12 protein-coding genes and 1 pseudogene are annotated in these 16,526 nt (G+C 61.1%); 3 read left to right on the top strand and 10 right to left on the bottom strand.

Annotated features, from left to right (window positions below):
• Positions 1 to 8 precede the first annotated feature (8 nt).
• The 7 genes and pseudogenes from ACUN0G_RS10665 to ACUN0G_RS10635 all read right to left on the bottom strand — a co-directional run bounded on the left by ACUN0G_RS10665 (position 9) and on the right by ACUN0G_RS10635 (position 7,945).
• Positions 9 to 935 carry a substrate-binding domain-containing protein gene (locus ACUN0G_RS10665; protein WP_445573328.1) on the bottom strand — a complete coding sequence of 309 codons (927 nt, stop codon included), beginning with the start codon at positions 933 to 935 and terminating at the stop codon, positions 9 to 11.
• 924 nt (positions 936 to 1,859) lie between these two features.
• A pseudogene (locus ACUN0G_RS10660) lies at positions 1,860 to 2,971 on the bottom strand (IS481 family transposase).
• A gap of 160 nt (positions 2,972 to 3,131) precedes the next feature.
• On the bottom strand, positions 3,132 to 4,574 hold the full coding sequence (locus ACUN0G_RS10655) for a mechanosensitive ion channel domain-containing protein (RefSeq protein ID WP_445573327.1): 1,443 nt from the start codon (positions 4,572 to 4,574) through the stop codon (positions 3,132 to 3,134).
• Positions 4,575 to 4,637: 63 nt separating this feature from the next.
• Complete coding sequence (locus ACUN0G_RS10650) at positions 4,638 to 5,504, bottom strand: pirin family protein (RefSeq protein ID WP_445573326.1); 867 nt, start codon at positions 5,502 to 5,504, stop codon at positions 4,638 to 4,640.
• Between the two features lie 135 nt (positions 5,505 to 5,639).
• The gene (ycaC, locus tag ACUN0G_RS10645; protein WP_063028909.1) at positions 5,640 to 6,266 is read right to left on the bottom strand and encodes an isochorismate family cysteine hydrolase YcaC; all 627 of its coding nucleotides are present in this window, start codon (positions 6,264 to 6,266) and stop codon (positions 5,640 to 5,642) included.
• 44 nt (positions 6,267 to 6,310) lie between these two features.
• Positions 6,311 to 6,994, bottom strand: coding sequence for an isochorismatase family protein (locus ACUN0G_RS10640; RefSeq protein ID WP_063028907.1), 684 nt, complete (start codon positions 6,992 to 6,994; stop codon positions 6,311 to 6,313).
• A gap of 84 nt (positions 6,995 to 7,078) precedes the next feature.
• Positions 7,079 to 7,945: a pirin family protein gene (locus ACUN0G_RS10635; RefSeq protein WP_177040386.1), complete on the bottom strand. Its 867-nt coding sequence runs from the start codon at positions 7,943 to 7,945 to the stop codon at positions 7,079 to 7,081.
• A gap of 109 nt (positions 7,946 to 8,054) precedes the next feature.
• Between ACUN0G_RS10635 and ACUN0G_RS10630 the strand changes: the two genes are divergently transcribed.
• From ACUN0G_RS10630 to ACUN0G_RS10620, 3 genes are all read left to right on the top strand, one after another.
• Positions 8,055 to 8,960, top strand: coding sequence for a LysR family transcriptional regulator (locus ACUN0G_RS10630; RefSeq protein ID WP_445573325.1), 906 nt, complete (start codon positions 8,055 to 8,057; stop codon positions 8,958 to 8,960).
• Between the two features lie 136 nt (positions 8,961 to 9,096).
• Entirely contained in the window at positions 9,097 to 10,203 is a 1,107-nt protein-coding gene (locus tag ACUN0G_RS10625) for an efflux RND transporter periplasmic adaptor subunit (protein WP_445573324.1), read from the top strand.
• 2 nt (positions 10,204 to 10,205) lie between these two features.
• On the top strand, positions 10,206 to 13,277 hold the full coding sequence (locus tag ACUN0G_RS10620) for an efflux RND transporter permease subunit (protein ID WP_445573323.1): 3,072 nt from the start codon (positions 10,206 to 10,208) through the stop codon (positions 13,275 to 13,277).
• Between the two features lie 167 nt (positions 13,278 to 13,444).
• On the opposite strand, the gene ACUN0G_RS10615 is transcribed toward ACUN0G_RS10620, so the two are convergent.
• The 3 genes from ACUN0G_RS10615 to ACUN0G_RS10605 all read right to left on the bottom strand — a co-directional run bounded on the left by ACUN0G_RS10615 (position 13,445) and on the right by ACUN0G_RS10605 (position 16,517).
• Positions 13,445 to 14,674 carry a M20/M25/M40 family metallo-hydrolase gene (locus tag ACUN0G_RS10615; RefSeq protein WP_330208948.1) on the bottom strand — a complete coding sequence of 410 codons (1,230 nt, stop codon included), beginning with the start codon at positions 14,672 to 14,674 and terminating at the stop codon, positions 13,445 to 13,447.
• A gap of 69 nt (positions 14,675 to 14,743) precedes the next feature.
• Positions 14,744 to 15,802, bottom strand: coding sequence for a diguanylate cyclase (locus ACUN0G_RS10610; protein WP_421526104.1), 1,059 nt, complete (start codon positions 15,800 to 15,802; stop codon positions 14,744 to 14,746).
• A 79-nt stretch (positions 15,803 to 15,881) separates the two neighbouring features.
• Positions 15,882 to 16,517: a LysE family translocator gene (locus ACUN0G_RS10605; protein ID WP_445573322.1), complete on the bottom strand. Its 636-nt coding sequence runs from the start codon at positions 16,515 to 16,517 to the stop codon at positions 15,882 to 15,884.
• Positions 16,518 to 16,526: the final 9 nt, after the last annotated feature.

Raw genomic sequence — 16,526 nt, 5'->3', positions numbered from 1 at the left:
TGGGTGTTTTACCAACTGAAATCCTTGGCCTTGTCCTGGTCGATCAGGGTGATGTCCACCGGGATTGTGGCCGGCACTTGCGAGCCCCACTTCTTGGCCAGGGCGATGCCCAGGGCCAGGCGGATCTGGTCACGGGGGTATTGCGCGGAGGTGGCGATGAATTTGCTGCCGGGTTTCTGGATGGCCTTGATCGCTTCCGGTGCGCCGTCGACGCTCACCAGTTTGACGTCCAGGCCACTGGCTTCGATGGCCGAGAGTGCGCCGAGGGAGCCGTTGTCATTGACGCTGAAAATGCCCTTGAGGGTGGGCTGGGCCTGCAGCATGTTTTCGGTGACGGTCAGCGCCTGGTCACGTTCCTGCTTGCCGTTCTGGATGCTCACGATCTTGATGTCCGGGTGCTTGGCCACGGCTTCTTTGCAACCGCGGACGCGTTCCAGGATCGGTACGACGGCGATGCCGTCGAGGATGGCGATATTGCCTTTGTCGCCGATGTTTTTGGCCAGGTATTCGCAGGCCTGGAAGCCGGCGTCGAAGTTTTTCGAGCCGACGAAGGAGTCCAATGGGCCTTCGGCCTGGGCGTCGACGGCGACCACGACTACACCGGCGGCGTGGGCGGATTTGACGGCTGATTGCACGCCGACCGAGTCGGTGGGGTTGATCAGCAGGATGTCGATGCCCTTTTGCAGCATGTCTTCGACGTCGCTGACCTGTTTGGACACGTCGTGGCGGGCGTCGGTGATGATCAACTGCGCACCGATGGTCGCCCCGGCTTCCTGCAGGGCGTCTTTCATGGTGACGAAGTAAGGGTTGTTGATTTCCTGGAAGGACGCGCCGATGCGGATGGGGGCGGGTTTGGTGTCGGCTAGTGCCAGGCCAGAAGTGCCAAGACTGATGTTCAGAGCCAATAAACACAGGGTTTTCGGAAGCATTTTCATGGTAGGGATCTCTGTTTTGTTTTTATTTTTAGAGCAAATGTTATCGTTAACATTTTGTAAGAAGCTAGCAAAGAAATTGGGGGGTCGCAAGGGGTGTTTGATCGGGGGTGGCGGGGGTGGTGGACATATCCGTTGCTGCGGTAACGGCCGCTTATGGTTCCGCTCTTACAGCGGCTCACTTTTGAAGAGCGCAAAAGTAAGCAAAACGCTCTTGCCCCACCACTCGGCTCCTCGCCTAGGCTCGGAGTGCCCTCACTCCGGCTTTGGACCGTGGGCCGCCGTCATGGGCCATCCCTGGCCCAGGACGGCTAACCTGGCGTCCTGCCAGGTTACCCACGCTCCAAAGCCTGCGTTCGGCCAGCGTGGTTTAACGGGGCGCCTAAGATCAAAATCAAGATCAAAAGCAAAAGCACAGCGGCCTCCCGGCCGGCTTGAGTGTTGAAGAGCAAAATCAAAATCTAAAGCGGGCACGGTCCAAATGTGGGAGCGGGCTTGCTCGCGAAGGTCGTTAACGATGACGCGGGCATTCTGGATGAACGCGGCGCTCTCAGATTTTTCGCGAGCAAGCCCGCTCCCACAGAAAAGCAGATCTGTTTTCGCTTTGGCTTTTGATCTGGCTTTTAACACTCAAGCCGGCCGGTAGGCCGCTGTGCTCTTGCTTTTGATTTTGATCTGCGGGCCCCGTCAACCACGATGGCCGCAAGTAGGCACGGTGGAGCGGGTAAATCGGCAGGGAAGCCGATTTAGCCGCGCCGGGCCATGGATGGCCCGTCGCGGCGGCCCGCGGAACCGGGCCGGAGTGCGGGCATGCCGAGCCTAGGCGAGGCACCGAGTGGTGGGGCAAAGACCTTTTGGTTACTTTTGGGGCGTTTGTGTACGGACCGGACACATGGTGGACACATGTGCGGGGACATGGTTGACACATTATGGACCATAGTCTGGCTTGCTCACGTCGATTGTTCGTAGGAAGTGATGGCAAAAGTAGACATCAAAAAGCCCATCACTTTCAGGATTAGGACGTATGGCGAGGTGATGCCCAGCCAGACCCTTAGCGATGCTGAAATAGCGTTTCTGAAAGCGGAATCGGCTGTGATAAGCCTTGGCCAATACGTCGTCCGGTCCGTATTCAAACTCCGATAACTGCTGCGGATAAGCCCATGGGCTGGCTCGATACCGGTCCATCGGCACCTTGTAGTCCAACGCTTGATGAGGCCGTTGCAAGTTATAAACCTCACGCCATTGATCAAATGCTGTTTGAGCTTCCTTGATCGTGGAAAACTGACGCCCATCAAGCACTTCGGCCTTGAGTGACCGATGGAAACGCTCAATCTTTCCATTGGTTTGGGGGTGGTAAGGACGGCTAAAGCTGATCCGAATTCCTAAGCGAATCAACCAGATACTCAGCTCTGTGATTTCGCCAGGGTTGCGTGGCGAGCCCCAGGGCGGGCCGTTATCGACGTTGATGCGAGCCGGTAATCCGAAGCGCTGGAACACTTCGATCATTTTCTCTTTCACCGTGGTCCCACGCTCGTTATCACAGGCCTGAATCGCCAGTGGTCGTCCAGCAGGGTCAGGGGATGGCATCGGCCTTGTTGCGTCGGGAAATGCCCTTTGAAGTCCATCTGCCAAAGATCGTTAGGCGCATCGTGTTCAAATCTCAACTTTGCCGCTTGTTCCTTCTGAGCAGGCTGAATTAGCCCGTGTCGGTGCAGAACATTAGTAACGGTGCTGGGAGCGATTTGTTTTTTCAAAATGCTGCTGATCGTGCGCCCACCCCACGCTGGATGCTCTTGCCTGAGCGCTATGACCGCCGTCTCTAGAGTGGTGTTGGTCAGCTTGGGGCTGGTGACAGGTTTGCGGGACTTCTCTTGCAGCCCCGACCGGCCTTGCGTCTCGTAGCGATCGAGCCACTTGTACGCCGTTTGGGGGCTGATACCGAATCGTCGACACAGTTCTCGTTTATTACTGCCGGGTTGCCGCGCCAAGGCGACAAACTCTTCTTTCAGGCTCATGGCATCTCTCGTGTTCCAGGGCATGATGGTTTTCCGGCAAAGTTAGCTCGCCGAAAAGTGTCCACCATGTCCCCGCACACCCGTCAACCATGTGTCCGGTCCGTACAGGGCGTTTGCCAAAAGTGACCCGCTGTAAGAGCGGAACCATAGGTGGCCGTTACCGCAGCAACGGATATGTACACCTTCAGGCCCGACTCCGCAGCCACTGCATAAGCCCCTTCTTAACCGGCACCACAGGCGCCTCCTGCGTCAAACTCTGAGCCGCATGCAACCTGAAATCCAACAAACTTTTCATAGCCTCACTGATGTCATGCCGAGCATCCAGACAAGGCTTCAGATACTCCTTCTCAATCCGATACAACGTACAAAACGTCTTCGCCGAAAAGTCCGCAGGCACACCCTGCTCCGACAAAATCCCGGCCTCACCAATTACCTCCCCCGGCCCCATCCGCCCGGCTTCAAACTTGTGCCCCGCCTTGGTCAACATCACCGAAATCACCCCGGACTCAATGATAAACAGGTGATCACTCACCTCCCCCGCCGGCAAAATCATCTCCCCGGCGCGAAAGGTCTGCAGCGTCATGTTCTGGCTGAACGTCTCCTTCTCCTCCTGCCTCAACGTCGAGAAAATCAACGAACTCTCCAACAACGCCCGAGCCCTGGAAACCGCCACCGGCGCATTACTCTCGGCTGCCGACAACAAACTCACCCCCGCCGCCTGCAAATGCCGAAACGCCAAATCATAAAGCTGGTTACGCACCTCACGCTTGAGCGCCATCGCCGGCACAAACCCACTGATCTCATACTCCACCCCACCACTGGCCGAGGTCTTGAACGCCACACTCGGCGCCGGCTTGGCCAACAACGGCCGACACCCCTGCATCGCCCGCTCCAGCGCATCCAGCACGGTTTGCGGCCGCGCATGGGGGCTGACCTGCAGGCTGACCGACAAACCAAACATATCCGCCGGGCGCGAGAAGTTGATGATCTTGGCCTTGGCCGCCAACGAATTGGGCACCACCGCCAGGCTGCCCTGGGAGGTTTGCAATTGAGTGGCGCGCCAGTCGATGTCGATCACCCGGCCCTCGATGCCGTCGATGGAGATCCAGTCATCCAGTTGGTAGGGCTTGGTGGTGTTGAGGACAATCCCGGAAAACACGTCGCTCAAGGTGCTTTGCAACGCCAGGCCGACGATGATCGCCACCGCACCGGAAGTGGCCAGCACGCCCTTGACCGGCAGGTCGAGCACGTAGGCCATGGCCGCGATGATCGCGATCAGAAAGATCACCGCGCCCACCAGGTCCTGCAACAGCCGCCCGGTATGGCCGACCCGCTGCATCATCACCGCGCCAAGCAATACCGTGAGGGTGCGCGCCGCAAACAACCACCAACCGATCTGAAACGCCGTCGCCGCCAAATGCAGCGCCACGTTGTCGCCAAACGGCGCGACCTGCATCGGGTTCATGCCTTCGTTGAACAGCACGGCGCTGAACACCGCAAAGATCACCAGCCGCGCCGCCAGCTTCCAATTGGCGATATCGGCAGAGATCAGGCGCCATACGGCGATGTCGATCAGCACCAGCGCCAAGGCACAGAACATCGGGTGATCGGAGATAAATGAGGGCATTCAGGCGACTCCAGGGCGAATGCCATGAAGATCGCATGAAATGCCTTTGGAGGGTATAGCGCCCTAGCGCTGCATCTGCCCGAATTGCCCGGACTGATAGTCAGCAAACGCTTGGTGGATTTCCTGCTCGGTGTTCATCACGAACGGGCCGTGGCCGACGATGGGCTCGTCGATCGGTTCGCCGCTGAGCAACAACACCATGGCATCGTCGCTGGACTCAAGGCGCAGTTGCGTGCCGTCGCGCTCAAACAATGCCAACTGTCCTTCCCGCGCCACCTCAGTGCCGTTGATCCGCAGCGTGCCGCGCAATACCACCAGCGCGGTGTTGCGCCCGGCGTGCAGGTCCAGCGTCACCGAACGGCCGGCGTTGAGGCGCATGTCCCACACGTCGATCGGCGTGAAAGTTCGGGCCGGGCCCTTGACCCCGTCAAACTCGCCCGCGATCAGGCGCAGGCTGCCGGCGTTGTCGGCCAGGGGCAGCGTCGGGATATCGCCATCGAGAATGGTCTGGTAACCGGCGTCGGTCATTTTGTCCTTGGCCGGCAGGTTGACCCACAACTGGACCATTTCCAGGGCGCCACCGCTGCGGGCGAACGCCTCGGAGTGAAACTCCTCGTGAATGATGCCCTTGGCTGCGGTCATCCATTGCACATCGCCCGGGCCAATGGTGCCGCCGGCTCCGGTGGAATCGCGGTGCTCGACTTCGCCCTTGTAGACGATGGTCACGGTTTCAAAGCCGCGATGAGGATGCTGGCCCACGCCGCGCCGTTGCTCGGTCGGGGTGAATGCCGCAGGCCCCGCGTGATCCAGCAACAGGAACGGGCTGATCTGCTTGCCCATGGTGTCGTAGGAAAACAGCGTGCGAACCGGAAAGCCGTCGCCGACCCAATGGGCGCGCGGGCTGGTGTAGATGCCGATGATGTTTTTCATAGTGTCTCCAATAATGGATACACCTTAAATCTGATACCAATCTGGCGCTAGACGGCAAAAATAGCTCTTACTGTTCCACTGGCAAGACAATTAAACACTACGGGCCAAGTGCTTGGCCCGCAGTGAATCCAAGGCTTATTTAGCGCCGGTCAACGCGTTGTAGCTGGTAAACAGATTGCGGTAATCCGGGATGTGATTGGCGAACAAAGCACCCAGGCCTTCGACATCGTTGCGCCAGTCACGATGCAACTCACAGGCCAGGCCGAACCAGGTCATCAGTTGCGCGCCATTGGCTGACATCCGGTCCCAGGCCGACTGGCGAGTGATCTCGTTGAACGTGCCGGAAGCGTCCGTGACCACGAACACCTCAAACCCTTCCGCCAGGGCCGACAAGGCCGGGAACGCGACACACACCTCAGTCACCACACCCGCGATGATCAGTTGCTTCTTGCCAGTGGCCTTGATCGCCTTGACGAAATCCTCGTTGTCCCAGGCATTGATCTGGCCCGGACGGGCGATGTACGGGGCATCCGGGAACAGCGCCTTGAGTTCCGGCACCAGCGGGCCGTTGGGGCCGGTTTCAAAGCTGGTGGTAAGGATGGTCGGCAGCTTGAAGTACTTGGCCAGGTCGGCCAGGGCCAACACGTTGTTCTTGAACCTGTCCGGTTCGATGTCACGCACCAGGGACAACAGGCCAGCCTGATGATCAACCAGCAGAACGGCGGCGTTGTCCTTGTCCAGGCGTTTGTATTGAGTCGTCATGAGTAGTCCTCTTTCGTCGATTAAAGGGTGAGTCTCAGTGGCACTCAGCGCTGGGAATCCAGAACTTCGTGTTCGGTCGCCACTTGCTGGGCCTTGAGGTAGCTTTCGATCAGCAACTGGTAATGCGGCATGGCCTGGGTGTAGACCTGAGCCCACTGCTCGGCATCCGGACGGTTCCATGAGCCTTGCAGTTCGGAGAGGGTTGCCATGATGTCGATTGGCACCACGCCGGCCTGGGACAACCGGGCAATGGTGAGGTCCGTCGCCAATTTGGAGTGGTTGCCCGAGGCATCGACCACGGCGAACACTTTGTAGCCTTCATACACCGCGCTGATGGAGGGAAACGCCAGGCATACGCTGGTGAGGGTGCCGGCGATCACCAGGGTTTTCTTGCCAGTGGCTTTGACCGCCGCGTGAAACTCGGGGTTGTCCCAAGCGTTGATTTCACCTTTGCGGGCCACGTATTGGGCATGGGGTGCCGCCTGCTGGATCTCGGGGATCAGCGGGCCGTTGGGGCCCTGCGGCACCGAGGCGGTGGTGATCACCGGGATATTCAATAGCGTCGCGGCGCGGGCCAGGGCGATGGCATTGGCGCGCAACTGCGGCACGTCCATGTCCTTGACGATCTGGAACAGGCCACTTTGATGGTCGATCAACAACATTGCCGTGTCGCTGGCGTCGATGACGGGTTTGTGACCGTTAAAGTTGGCCGGAGCAGCAGTAGTCATGGGCTTTTCCTCTTTTCTATGGGCAACAGCCATCCTTGGCCGGTAAACCGGCCTGGCTGTCGGGGGTTGGTTTTGCGGGGTGTATCAGGTGTGCATCTGGCCGAATTGACCGGACTGGAAGTCGGCAAAGGCCTGGTGGATTTCCTGCTCGGTGTTCATCACGAACGGACCGTGGCCGACGATGGGCTCGTCGATAGGCTCGCCACTGAGCAGCAGGAACATGGCGTCATTGTTCGACTCCAGCGCGAGTTGATCACCGTCACGCTCGAACAACGCCAACTGCCCTTCGCGCACCAGTTCCAGGCCATTGACCTGCACAGTGCCCTTGAGTACCACCAGCGCCGTGTTGCGTCCGGCGTGCAGGTCGAGGGTCACCGCCTTGCCAGCGTTGAGCCGCACGTCCCACACGTCGATGGGCGTGAAGGTACGGGCCGGGCCTTTGGCTCCGCCAAACTCACCCGCGATCAGTCGCAGGCTGCCGGCGTTATCGGCCAGGGGCAGCGCCGGAATATCACCGTCGAGGATGGTCTGGTAACCGGCGTCGGTCATTTTGTCCTTGGCCGGCAGATTCACCCACAACTGCACCATTTCCAGGGCGCCGCCACTGCGGGCAAAGGCCTCGGAGTGGAACTCTTCATGAAGGATGCCCTTGGCCGCAGTCATCCATTGCACATCGCCCGGGCCAATGGTACCGCCGGCACCGGTGGAATCCCGGTGTTCGACTTCGCCCTTGTAGACGATGGTCACGGTTTCGAAGCCGCGATGGGGGTGCTGGCCGACTCCGCGGCGTTTATCAGTCGGGGTGAAATCGGCAGGCCCGGCGTGGTCCAGCAGCAAGAAGGGGCTGATGTGTTTGCCCATGGTGTCGTAGGAAAACAGCGTGCGAACGGGAAAGCCGTCGCCCACCCAATGGCCTCGTGGGCTGGTGTAGATACCGATGATATTTTTCATGGTGCGTCTCCAAATGGGTGAAAGCAGTGCATGGATCAACCTTAAATCCGTTACCTTTGCAGGGCTAGATGGCAAAAATGACCTTTAGCGTTCTATTTGGAGAACGATAGTGGAAGACCTGAACACCCTCTATTACTTCACCCAAGTGGTCGAGCATCGAGGCTTTGCAGCGGCAGGCCGGGCGCTGGACATCCCCAAGTCCAAGCTCAGCCGGCGTATCAGCCAGTTGGAAGAGCGCCTGGGCGTACGCTTGATCAACCGCACCAGCCGCCACTGCTCCCTCACCGAAATCGGCCAGGCCTATTACCAGCGCTGCCTGGCCATGCGCGTGGAAGCGGAAGCCGCCGCCGAGGTGATCGAGCGCAACCGCTCCGAACCCCAGGGCATTGTGCGCTTGAGTTGCCCTACGGCCCTTCTCAACTCCTGGGTCGGGCCGATGCTGACCCGCTACATGCTCAAGTACCCGCTGGTGGAACTGCACCTTGAAAGCACCAACCGCCGAGTGGATGTGATTCACGAAGGCTTCGACATCGCCCTGCGCATTCGCTTTCCGCCACTGGAAGACACTGACTTGGTGATGAAGGTGCTGGGCAACAGCACCCAATGCCTGGTGGGCAGCCCGGCATTTGTGTCACGCCTGTCAACGCCGCCGTTGCCGGGGGACTTGAACGGGTTGCCGAGTGTGTACTGGGGATCGGCGCAACGGGAATATCAGTGGGAGTTGTTTGGAGAGAACGGCGCCAGTGCGGTCATCCGGCATGCTCCGCGGATGATCACCGATGATTTGCTGGCGCTGCGGCATGCGGTGTGTGCTGGGGTGGGTGTCGCCCACCTGCCCAGCGTGGTGGTGCGTGAGGAAATCGCCGCGGGACGGATGGTGAACCTGATTCCCGGCTGGGCGCCGAGGACCGGCATCGTGCACGCCGTATTTCCGTCGCGCCGAGGGTTGCTGCCTTCGGTACGAAGCCTGATTGATTTTCTTGGGGAGGAGTTCGCGCGAAGCGATATGGCATGACGACGCCGCAGGCGCCGACCGGCGCATCCGACATGGGGTCTGTGCAGGGGCTGGATTAATATATATTTCAGCCATAATATGGCGACAAATATTACGCATGTAATTTTTAGCTCACCCCGCCCCCACGGAGCCCGACATGAACCCTCTCCCCTTGCGTCTTCTCACGCCCCTGGCCCTGTTAGCGGTACTCAGTGGCTGCAACAACAAGGCCGACCCCGTCGCCGAAACGCCCCTGCCCCGCCCGGTACTCGCAGCCAAGGTCGAAGCCGCCGGCAGCCAGCAAAGCGCCTACACCGGCGTAGTGGCCGCACGCACGGAAAGTGACCTGGGATTTCGCGTCAGCGGCAAAGTGATCGAGCGCAAGGTGGATCCCGGCCAGCACGTCAGCCGTGGCGACACCTTGCTGGTGCTGGATATCGGCGACTTCGAACTGGCCCTGCGCTCGGCCAAAAACCGCGTCAATGCGGCCCAGGCGCAACTGCGTCAGCGCCGGGATGACGAATCCCGCTACCAGCGCCTGGCCAATACCGGCGCCGTGTCGCGGCAGATTTTCGACCAGTCCGCCACCAACCTTCGGGTGGCTGAAGCCGAGCTGGCCTCGGCGCAATCCGATGCCAGCCAGATCGAAAATCGCCGCACCTACTCGGTGCTGAAGGCCGATAGCGACGGCATTATCACCGACGTGCGGGTGGACCGCGGCCAAGTGGTGGCCGAGGGGCAAGTGGTGGCGCGCCTGGCCCACGACGGCGCCCGGGAAGCCATCGTCAACCTGCCGGAAAACCAGCGCGACCAGGCTGCGCAAAAAGCCCTGGCCTTCCCCTTCGGCGCCCCCGAACAGGCAGTGACAGCCACTTTGCGCGAGCTGTCCGCCAGTGCCGACCCGACCACCCGCACCTACCGTGCACGCTATGTATTGCACGGCCCCGTCGACCGCTTCGCCCTCGGCTCGACCATCACCGTGCGCCTGCAAGGCGACGGCCAGGCCCAACAGACCCGCGTGCCCATCGGCGCACTGCAGGATGCCGGCAAAGGCACCGGCGTGTGGGTGATCGGCGCCGACGACAAAGTCAGCTTCGCCCCGGTCAACGTTGCCAGTCTCGGCCAGGAAGACGCCTTGCTGGACAGCGGCGTGAGCCCCGGCCAAGTCGTCGTCGCCCTTGGCGCGCATCTGCTGCACAGCGGCGACGCCGTACGCCTGTTGCCGGCCCAAGTATTGGCCCTCAACCGTCAGCAGGAACACTGATAATGCGCGGGATCAACCTCTCCGAACTGGCGGTCAAGCACCGCGCGGTCACGCTGTTCCTGATCATCGCGATCCTCGCCGCCGGGGTCTTCGCCTTTGGCAAACTGGGGCGCGCCGAAGACCCTTCGTTCACCGTCAAAGTCATGACCATCACCGCCGCCTGGCCCGGCGCCACCGCCCAGGAGATGCAGGAACAAGTGGCCGACCGCCTGGAAAAACGCCTGCAGGAGCTGGACTACTACGACCGCGTCGAAACTATCGCCCAGCCGGGTTTTGTCTCGATGCGCATGACGTACCTGGAGTCCACACGCCCCAGCGAAATCCAGGACCTGTTCTACCAGACCCGCAAGAAACTCAGTGACGAAGCCGCGAAGTTGCCCAAGGGCGTGATCGGGCCGTTCTTCAACGATGAATACTCCGACGTGTACTTTTCCCTCTACGCGCTGGAGGCCGAACACCTGCCGCACCGGCAATTGGTACAGATGGCCGAAGACATGCGCCAGGGCTTGCTCAATCTGCCGGGGGTGAAGAAGGTCAATATTCTTGGCGAGCAGGCACAGCGGATCTTTGTCGAGTTTTCCTATGAGCGCCTGGCAACCTTGGGCATCAAGCCCGAACAGATCTTCGCCGCCCTCGCCGCCCAGAACGCGGTGGCGCCTTCAGGCTTTGTCGAGACGGCCGGGGCACGCGCCTATATCCGCATCGATGGCGCTTTCGACAGCCTGGCGCTGATCGAAAACGTCCCGCTGGAAGCCAACGGCAAGCTGCTGCGCATCGCCGATGTGGCCACCGTCAGCCGGGGCTATGAAGACCCGCCCAGCTACCGCATCCGCCATCAGGGCGACCCGTCGCTGATGCTCGGGGTGATCATGGAGAAGCACTGGAACGGCCTGGAACTGGACAAGGCCCTCAAGGCCCAGGAAGCGAAAATCCAGGCCGACCTGCCGCTTGGGGTCAACTTCGCCAAGGTCTCCGACCAGGCGAAAAACATCAGCCTGGCGGTCAACGAGTTCATGCTGAAGTTCTTCGTCGCCCTGGCGGTGGTAATGGTCATCAGCCTGCTGGCCCTGGGGTTCCGGGTTGGGCTGGTGGTGGCGGCTGCGGTGCCGCTGACCTTGTCGATCGTGTTTGTGATCATGCTGATGACCGGCCGCGAGTTCGACCGGGTGACCCTGGGCGCGCTGATCATTTCCCTCGGCCTGCTGGTGGACGACGCGATCATTGCGATCGAGATGATGGTGGTCAAACTCGAAGAGGGTTTTGACCGGATCCACGCGGCTACGTTTGCCTGGAGCTCCACCGCCGCGCCGATGCTCACGGGCACGCTGGTGACGATTATCGGCTTCCTGCCGGTGGGTTTCGCCCGCTCGGGCGCCGGGGAATATGCCGGGAATATTTTCTGGATCGTCGGCTTTGCGCTGATTGCCTCGTGGCTGGTGGCGGTGGTGTTCACGCCGTACCTGGGGGTCAAGCTGTTGCCGCACATCCAGCCGGTTGCCGGCGGCCACGATGCAATTTACGCCGGACGTTATTACCAGAAACTGCGCCGCCTGGTGGACGCTTGCGTGCGCAGACGCTGGCTGGTGACCGGGTTGGTGGTGGCGGCCTTTGTGCTCTGTGGCCTGGGCATGGGCGTGGTGAAGAAGCAGTTCTTCCCCAACTCCGACCGCTCCGAGCTGATTCTTGAGGTGTACATGCCGCCGGGCAGCGCCTTCAAAAGCACCGAAGCAGTGGCGGCGCAGGTGGAAAAGGCACTGATGGAGGAGCCACAAACCGTGATGGTCGACACCTACGTTGGTGGTGGCGCGCCACGGTTTTTCCTGTCGCTGAACCCCGAGTTGCCGGACCCGGCCTTTGCCAAGCTGATCGTGCAGACCGCCGACGCCCACGCCCGGGACACCCTGAAAAAACGCATGGCTGAACGCATCGCGGCAGGCGAATTTCCATCGGCGCGGGTGCGGGTCACCCAGTTGGTATTCGGCCCGCCGGTGCCGTTCCCGGTGGTATTTCGCGTGTCCGGCCCCGACCTGAATGTACTGCGCAGCCTGTCTGAAGACGTGCGCCAAGTGGTCGCCGCCAACACCCTCACCCGCGACAGCTTCCTCGACTGGGGCGAGCGCGCCAGCAGCTATCGCCTGGTGCTGGACCAGGACCGCCTGCGCCTGCTGGGCTTTACCCCCGACGGGGTGAAGTCCCAGCTCAACGCGTTGCTCAGCGGCAACCCGATTACCGAAGTGCGCGAAGGCAATCGCACCGTTTCAGTGGTCGCCCGCTCCCAGGGCAGCCAGCGCGAAGACCTCGGCAACCTGGACAACATGACCCTGACCAACAGCGCCGGCGTGTCGGTGCCATTGGCCCAGGTCGGGCATTTCCAGGCGGTGATGGAAGAGCCGATCCTCAAGCGCCGCAACCGTGCGCTGACCGTGGAAGTGCGCGCCGACATCGTCGACGGCACCCAGCCGCCGGATGTGGAAATGGCGGTGTACAAGGACCTGCAACCCCTGATCGCCAAGCTGCCGGCCGGGTATCAGATCGTCATCGGCGGCCCGGTGGAAGAAAGCGCCAAGGCCAACGTCGCCCTGGCGGCGCTGTTCCCGATCATGATCCTGCTGACGTTGACCGTGATCATGTTCCAGGTGCGTTCGTTCGGGGTGATGTTCATGGTGTTCGCCACCGCGCCACTGGGGCTGATCGGGGCGGTGCCAACGTTGCTGCTGTTCAACCAGCCGTTCGGGTTCAACGCGATATTGGGGCTGATCGGGATTGGCGGGATCCTGATGCGCAACACGCTGATCTTTACCGACCAGATTCGGCAGAACCAGGACCAGGGCATGGTGATTCGCGAAGCCATCATCGAGGCCACGGTGCGCCGGGCACGGCCGGTGATCCTGACCGCGCTGGCGGCGGCGTTGGCGTTTATTCCGCTGACGTTGTCGGTGTTCTGGTCGTCGCTGGCGTATGTGCTGATTGGCGGGGTGCTGGTGGGGACGGTGTTGACGTTGCTGTTCCTGCCGGCGTTGTGCAGTTTGGTGTTGGGCCGGGAGAAGACCCGGGAAGTGGTGCCTGCAACCTGATCCAACTAACACCACAAAACCAATGTGGGAGCGGGCTTGTGTGGGAGCGGGCTTGCTCGCGAAAGCGGTGTACCAGATAAGCAGATGTCGACTGCTAGACCGCATTCGCGAGCAAGCCCGCTCCCACACAAGCCCCCTCCCACATTTAGAGGTGGGGCGTTTTTAAGTCAGCGCTTGGAAAGCTCCATAATCATCCGGCTCAGCAGATAAATCCGCGGCGCCACACTCTCCACCTCGGCATATTCCTCCGGCGTGTGAATATTGCCCCCGACAATCCCGAACCCGTCCAGGGTCGGCGTACCCACACCCGCCGACAAGCTGGCATCCGCCGCCCCGCCGCTGCCTTCAATGGTCAGCTTGCGTCCCAGCTCGCCATAAATCCCCTGGGCAATCGCCACCAGCTTGTCCGACTCCGGCGTCTGCGGCATCGGCGGCAATCCACGGTGCAGGCTGGTGGTCACTTCAGTCTCGGGGATCAGCTTGTTGGCCGAGACTCGCGCCAGGTCTTTCTCGATCCGGTCAAACTCTTCCGGCAACGCCGCCCGCACGTCTGCCTTGGCGGTGGCCTGGTCCGGGATCACGTTGACCCGGTCGCCGGCGTTGATCACGGTAAAGTTGATGGTGGTCTTCTTCTCGGCATCCCCCAGTTTGCCCAGTTGCAGGATCTGGTGCGCCGCTTCCATCGCCGCATTGCGCCCAAGTTCCGGAGCCACGCCGGCGTGGGCGGCCTTGCCCTTGACCTCGACCACCGCAGTGGCGCTGCCTTTGCGCCACACCACCAGGCCATCCGCCGGCCGACCCGGTTCCAGGTTGAGGGTCACGTCGTGGCCCTTGGCGGTGTTGCGGATCAGCTCGGACGCGCCATCGGTGCCGGTTTCTTCGCTGGCGTCCAGCAGGAAGGTGATTTGCGCGTAGTCCTTGAAGCCCTGGTTTTTCAGGACTTTCAAGGCGTAGATGCCGGCGACGATGCCGCCCTTGTCATCCATCACGCCCGGACCATAGGCGCGGCCGTCCTTGATGTGGAACGGCCGCGCGGCCGCCGAGCCTTCCTTGAACACCGTATCCATGTGGGCCATCAGCAGGATCCTGGCCTTGCCGGTGCCTTTGAGGGTGGCGACGACATGGCTGTTATGGGCCGCAGCATCCGGCACCAACTGGATGCTGAAACCCAGTTGCTTGAGCTCGTCGACGGCGATGTCACGCACTTGGGTCAGGCCCGGCTCGTAGCCGGAGCCCGAATCGATATTCACCAGGCGCTCCAGCAGTTTCAAAGCATCGGCCTTGTACTGCTCGGAATCGGCCTGGATCTGTTTGTGAGGTTCGGCGCTGAACGCCGGCATGGCGAACGACAGCGCCAGGGTGGCTGCCAGCAAGGTACGCGGGAAGTTGAAGAGCATGAACCGATCCTTGTTTTTTGTTGGGAGGGAGCGCTCCACCCTACCTGACAAAAAACAATTTGTTGATCCTCAGATCGACCTCAGCCAACTTCCCTGCACCGAACTGACCCGGTTGCGCCCGCTGCTCTTGGCCTCGTACAAGGCCTGGTCGGCATCGTTCAGCCAACTGGTGGCGTCGCCGTGGGCCGGTCGGTACGGCGCCAGACCGATACTCAGGCTGGCGCGCAAGGTCGGGTCCTGTGCGTAGGCCAGGGAGTTGAAGCGGTCACGCAGCGCATCCATCACTTCGGTGGCGCGGTTCAGGGGCATGTCCGGCAGGATCACGCAGAACTCATCGCCGCCATAACGCCCGGCCAGGTCGGTGACCCGCAGGTTCTGGCGCAGCACTTTGCTCAACTGGCGCAGCACGATATCGCCGGTGACGTGGCCGTAGGTGTCGTTGATGGTCTTGAAGTGATCGATGTCGATCAGCGCGATGGCGGCGCCCTGCTGGTCGCGGCGACAGCGCTGGAACTCGATTTCCAGGTGATCTTTCCAGGCGCCGTGGTTGAGCAGGCCCGACAGGCTGTCGGTGCGGCTCAGGGCCAGTAACTCGCGTTTGTGCCGGGCCAGGGTGATCGCTTGCCGGTAGCAGATCCAACCCAGGGCCAGGGGATAGAGCATCAGGATCGGCAGGCAGGCGTAGAGCTGCACTTCGCTGGTGAGGGCCGTCACCGCCGGGGTGAACACCAGCAGCGAGGCGCCGATCCCCAGTGCCTGGGCCACCCAGCCGGCGAGCATGAAGCGCGGGCCGCCGATGGCGACGTTGTTCATGGTCATCATCGACAAGGTGGTCACGCTGGGCAACGGGTTGAACTGCATGGCGCCGACCCAGAACCCGCCACAGAACGAGTCGAGCAACAAGTTGCGGTGTTCCGAACGCAGGGAGTTTTTCGAGTGCCGTGACCATTGGAACGCCACATGTGGCCAGATAAAGGCATTGGCGATCATCACCCCCCAGACCCAAAGGGGTTTATCCAGCGGGTAGATGGCGGCGGCCACACAGACAAACCCGAGGGTCAATCCCAGGACGCGCGACTTGTACAAGCGTGTGGCGAGCGAAAGTCCCTTTCCTCCTGCGGCTGGCATGATCTGGCTTGATCCTGGATGACTGCCCGAAGTCTATCAGGGCAACGGCAGATCGCCACTACCGCTCATAAGCTGACCATCAGTTGGAAAAACCCCGGGCCAACATCAGCGCCACACCCAGCAGCAGCACCGCCGTAGCCCGTTGCAACAGCACCCGGCGCTTGGGGTTTTCCAGCACGTGCTTGATGCGCTGGCCGAAGTAGCAATACAGGCAACCGCTGGCAAATTGCAGTAACAGGAAAGTCAGGCCGAGGATGGCGATGTCGGCGGCCGCACTGCCCTGGCCGATGGCGGCGAACTGCGGGAATACGGCGCTGAACAGGATGATCGCCTTGGGATTCGACAGCCCGGTCAGCAGGCCTTTGCCGAACAGGCTGCGGGCATTTTCCGGGGTTGCGTCGAGGGTAGTGATCGTTACCCCGCTGCTGGTCCATTGCTTGTAGGCCAGGTAAAGGATGTAGGCGACGCCCACCACCTGAATGATTCGAGTGATCAGCGGGTAGTCCTTGATCAGTTCGGAAAAGCCCACGGCAAAGATCAGGATCGAGATCAGGTAGGACACACTCGCGCCGAACTGTGCCGGCAAAGAGCGGCGCAGGCCGTCTTTCAGGCCGAGGCTGAGCAACAACAAGGTCATGGGTCCGGGACTGAACGCCAGGGTGGTGCACAACAGCAGAAAATACAAAAACGAAGACAGCGTCAGTGCGGTGGCCATGGCGTGGGG

The sequence above is a fragment of the Pseudomonas sp. 32A genome (assembly GCF_052682255.1).
Note: the sequence above shows the minus strand (reverse complement) of the source record. Positions and strands in the feature narration are given on the sequence as shown.

Excerpts from the sequence above, each read along its gene's own strand:
- ACUN0G_RS10665 (WP_445573328.1), bottom strand. The coding sequence starts at position 935 with ATGAAAATGCTTCCGAAAACCCTGTGTTTATTGGCTCTGAACATCAGT.
- ACUN0G_RS10655 (WP_445573327.1), bottom strand. The coding sequence starts at position 4,574 with ATGCCCTCATTTATCTCCGATCACCCGATGTTCTGTGCCTTGGCGCTG.
- ACUN0G_RS10650 (WP_445573326.1), bottom strand. The coding sequence starts at position 5,504 with ATGAAAAACATCATCGGCATCTACACCAGCCCGCGCGCCCATTGGGTC.
- ycaC (WP_063028909.1), bottom strand. The coding sequence starts at position 6,266 with ATGACGACTCAATACAAACGCCTGGACAAGGACAACGCCGCCGTTCTG.
- ACUN0G_RS10640 (WP_063028907.1), bottom strand. The coding sequence starts at position 6,994 with ATGACTACTGCTGCTCCGGCCAACTTTAACGGTCACAAACCCGTCATC.
- ACUN0G_RS10635 (WP_177040386.1), bottom strand. The coding sequence starts at position 7,945 with ATGAAAAATATCATCGGTATCTACACCAGCCCACGAGGCCATTGGGTG.
- ACUN0G_RS10625 (WP_445573324.1), top strand. The coding sequence starts at position 9,097 with ATGAACCCTCTCCCCTTGCGTCTTCTCACGCCCCTGGCCCTGTTAGCG.
- ACUN0G_RS10620 (WP_445573323.1), top strand. The coding sequence starts at position 10,206 with ATGCGCGGGATCAACCTCTCCGAACTGGCGGTCAAGCACCGCGCGGTC.
- ACUN0G_RS10615 (WP_330208948.1), bottom strand. The coding sequence starts at position 14,674 with ATGCTCTTCAACTTCCCGCGTACCTTGCTGGCAGCCACCCTGGCGCTG.
- ACUN0G_RS10610 (WP_421526104.1), bottom strand. The coding sequence starts at position 15,802 with ATGCCAGCCGCAGGAGGAAAGGGACTTTCGCTCGCCACACGCTTGTAC.
- ACUN0G_RS10605 (WP_445573322.1), bottom strand. The coding sequence starts at position 16,517 with ATGGCCACCGCACTGACGCTGTCTTCGTTTTTGTATTTTCTGCTGTTG.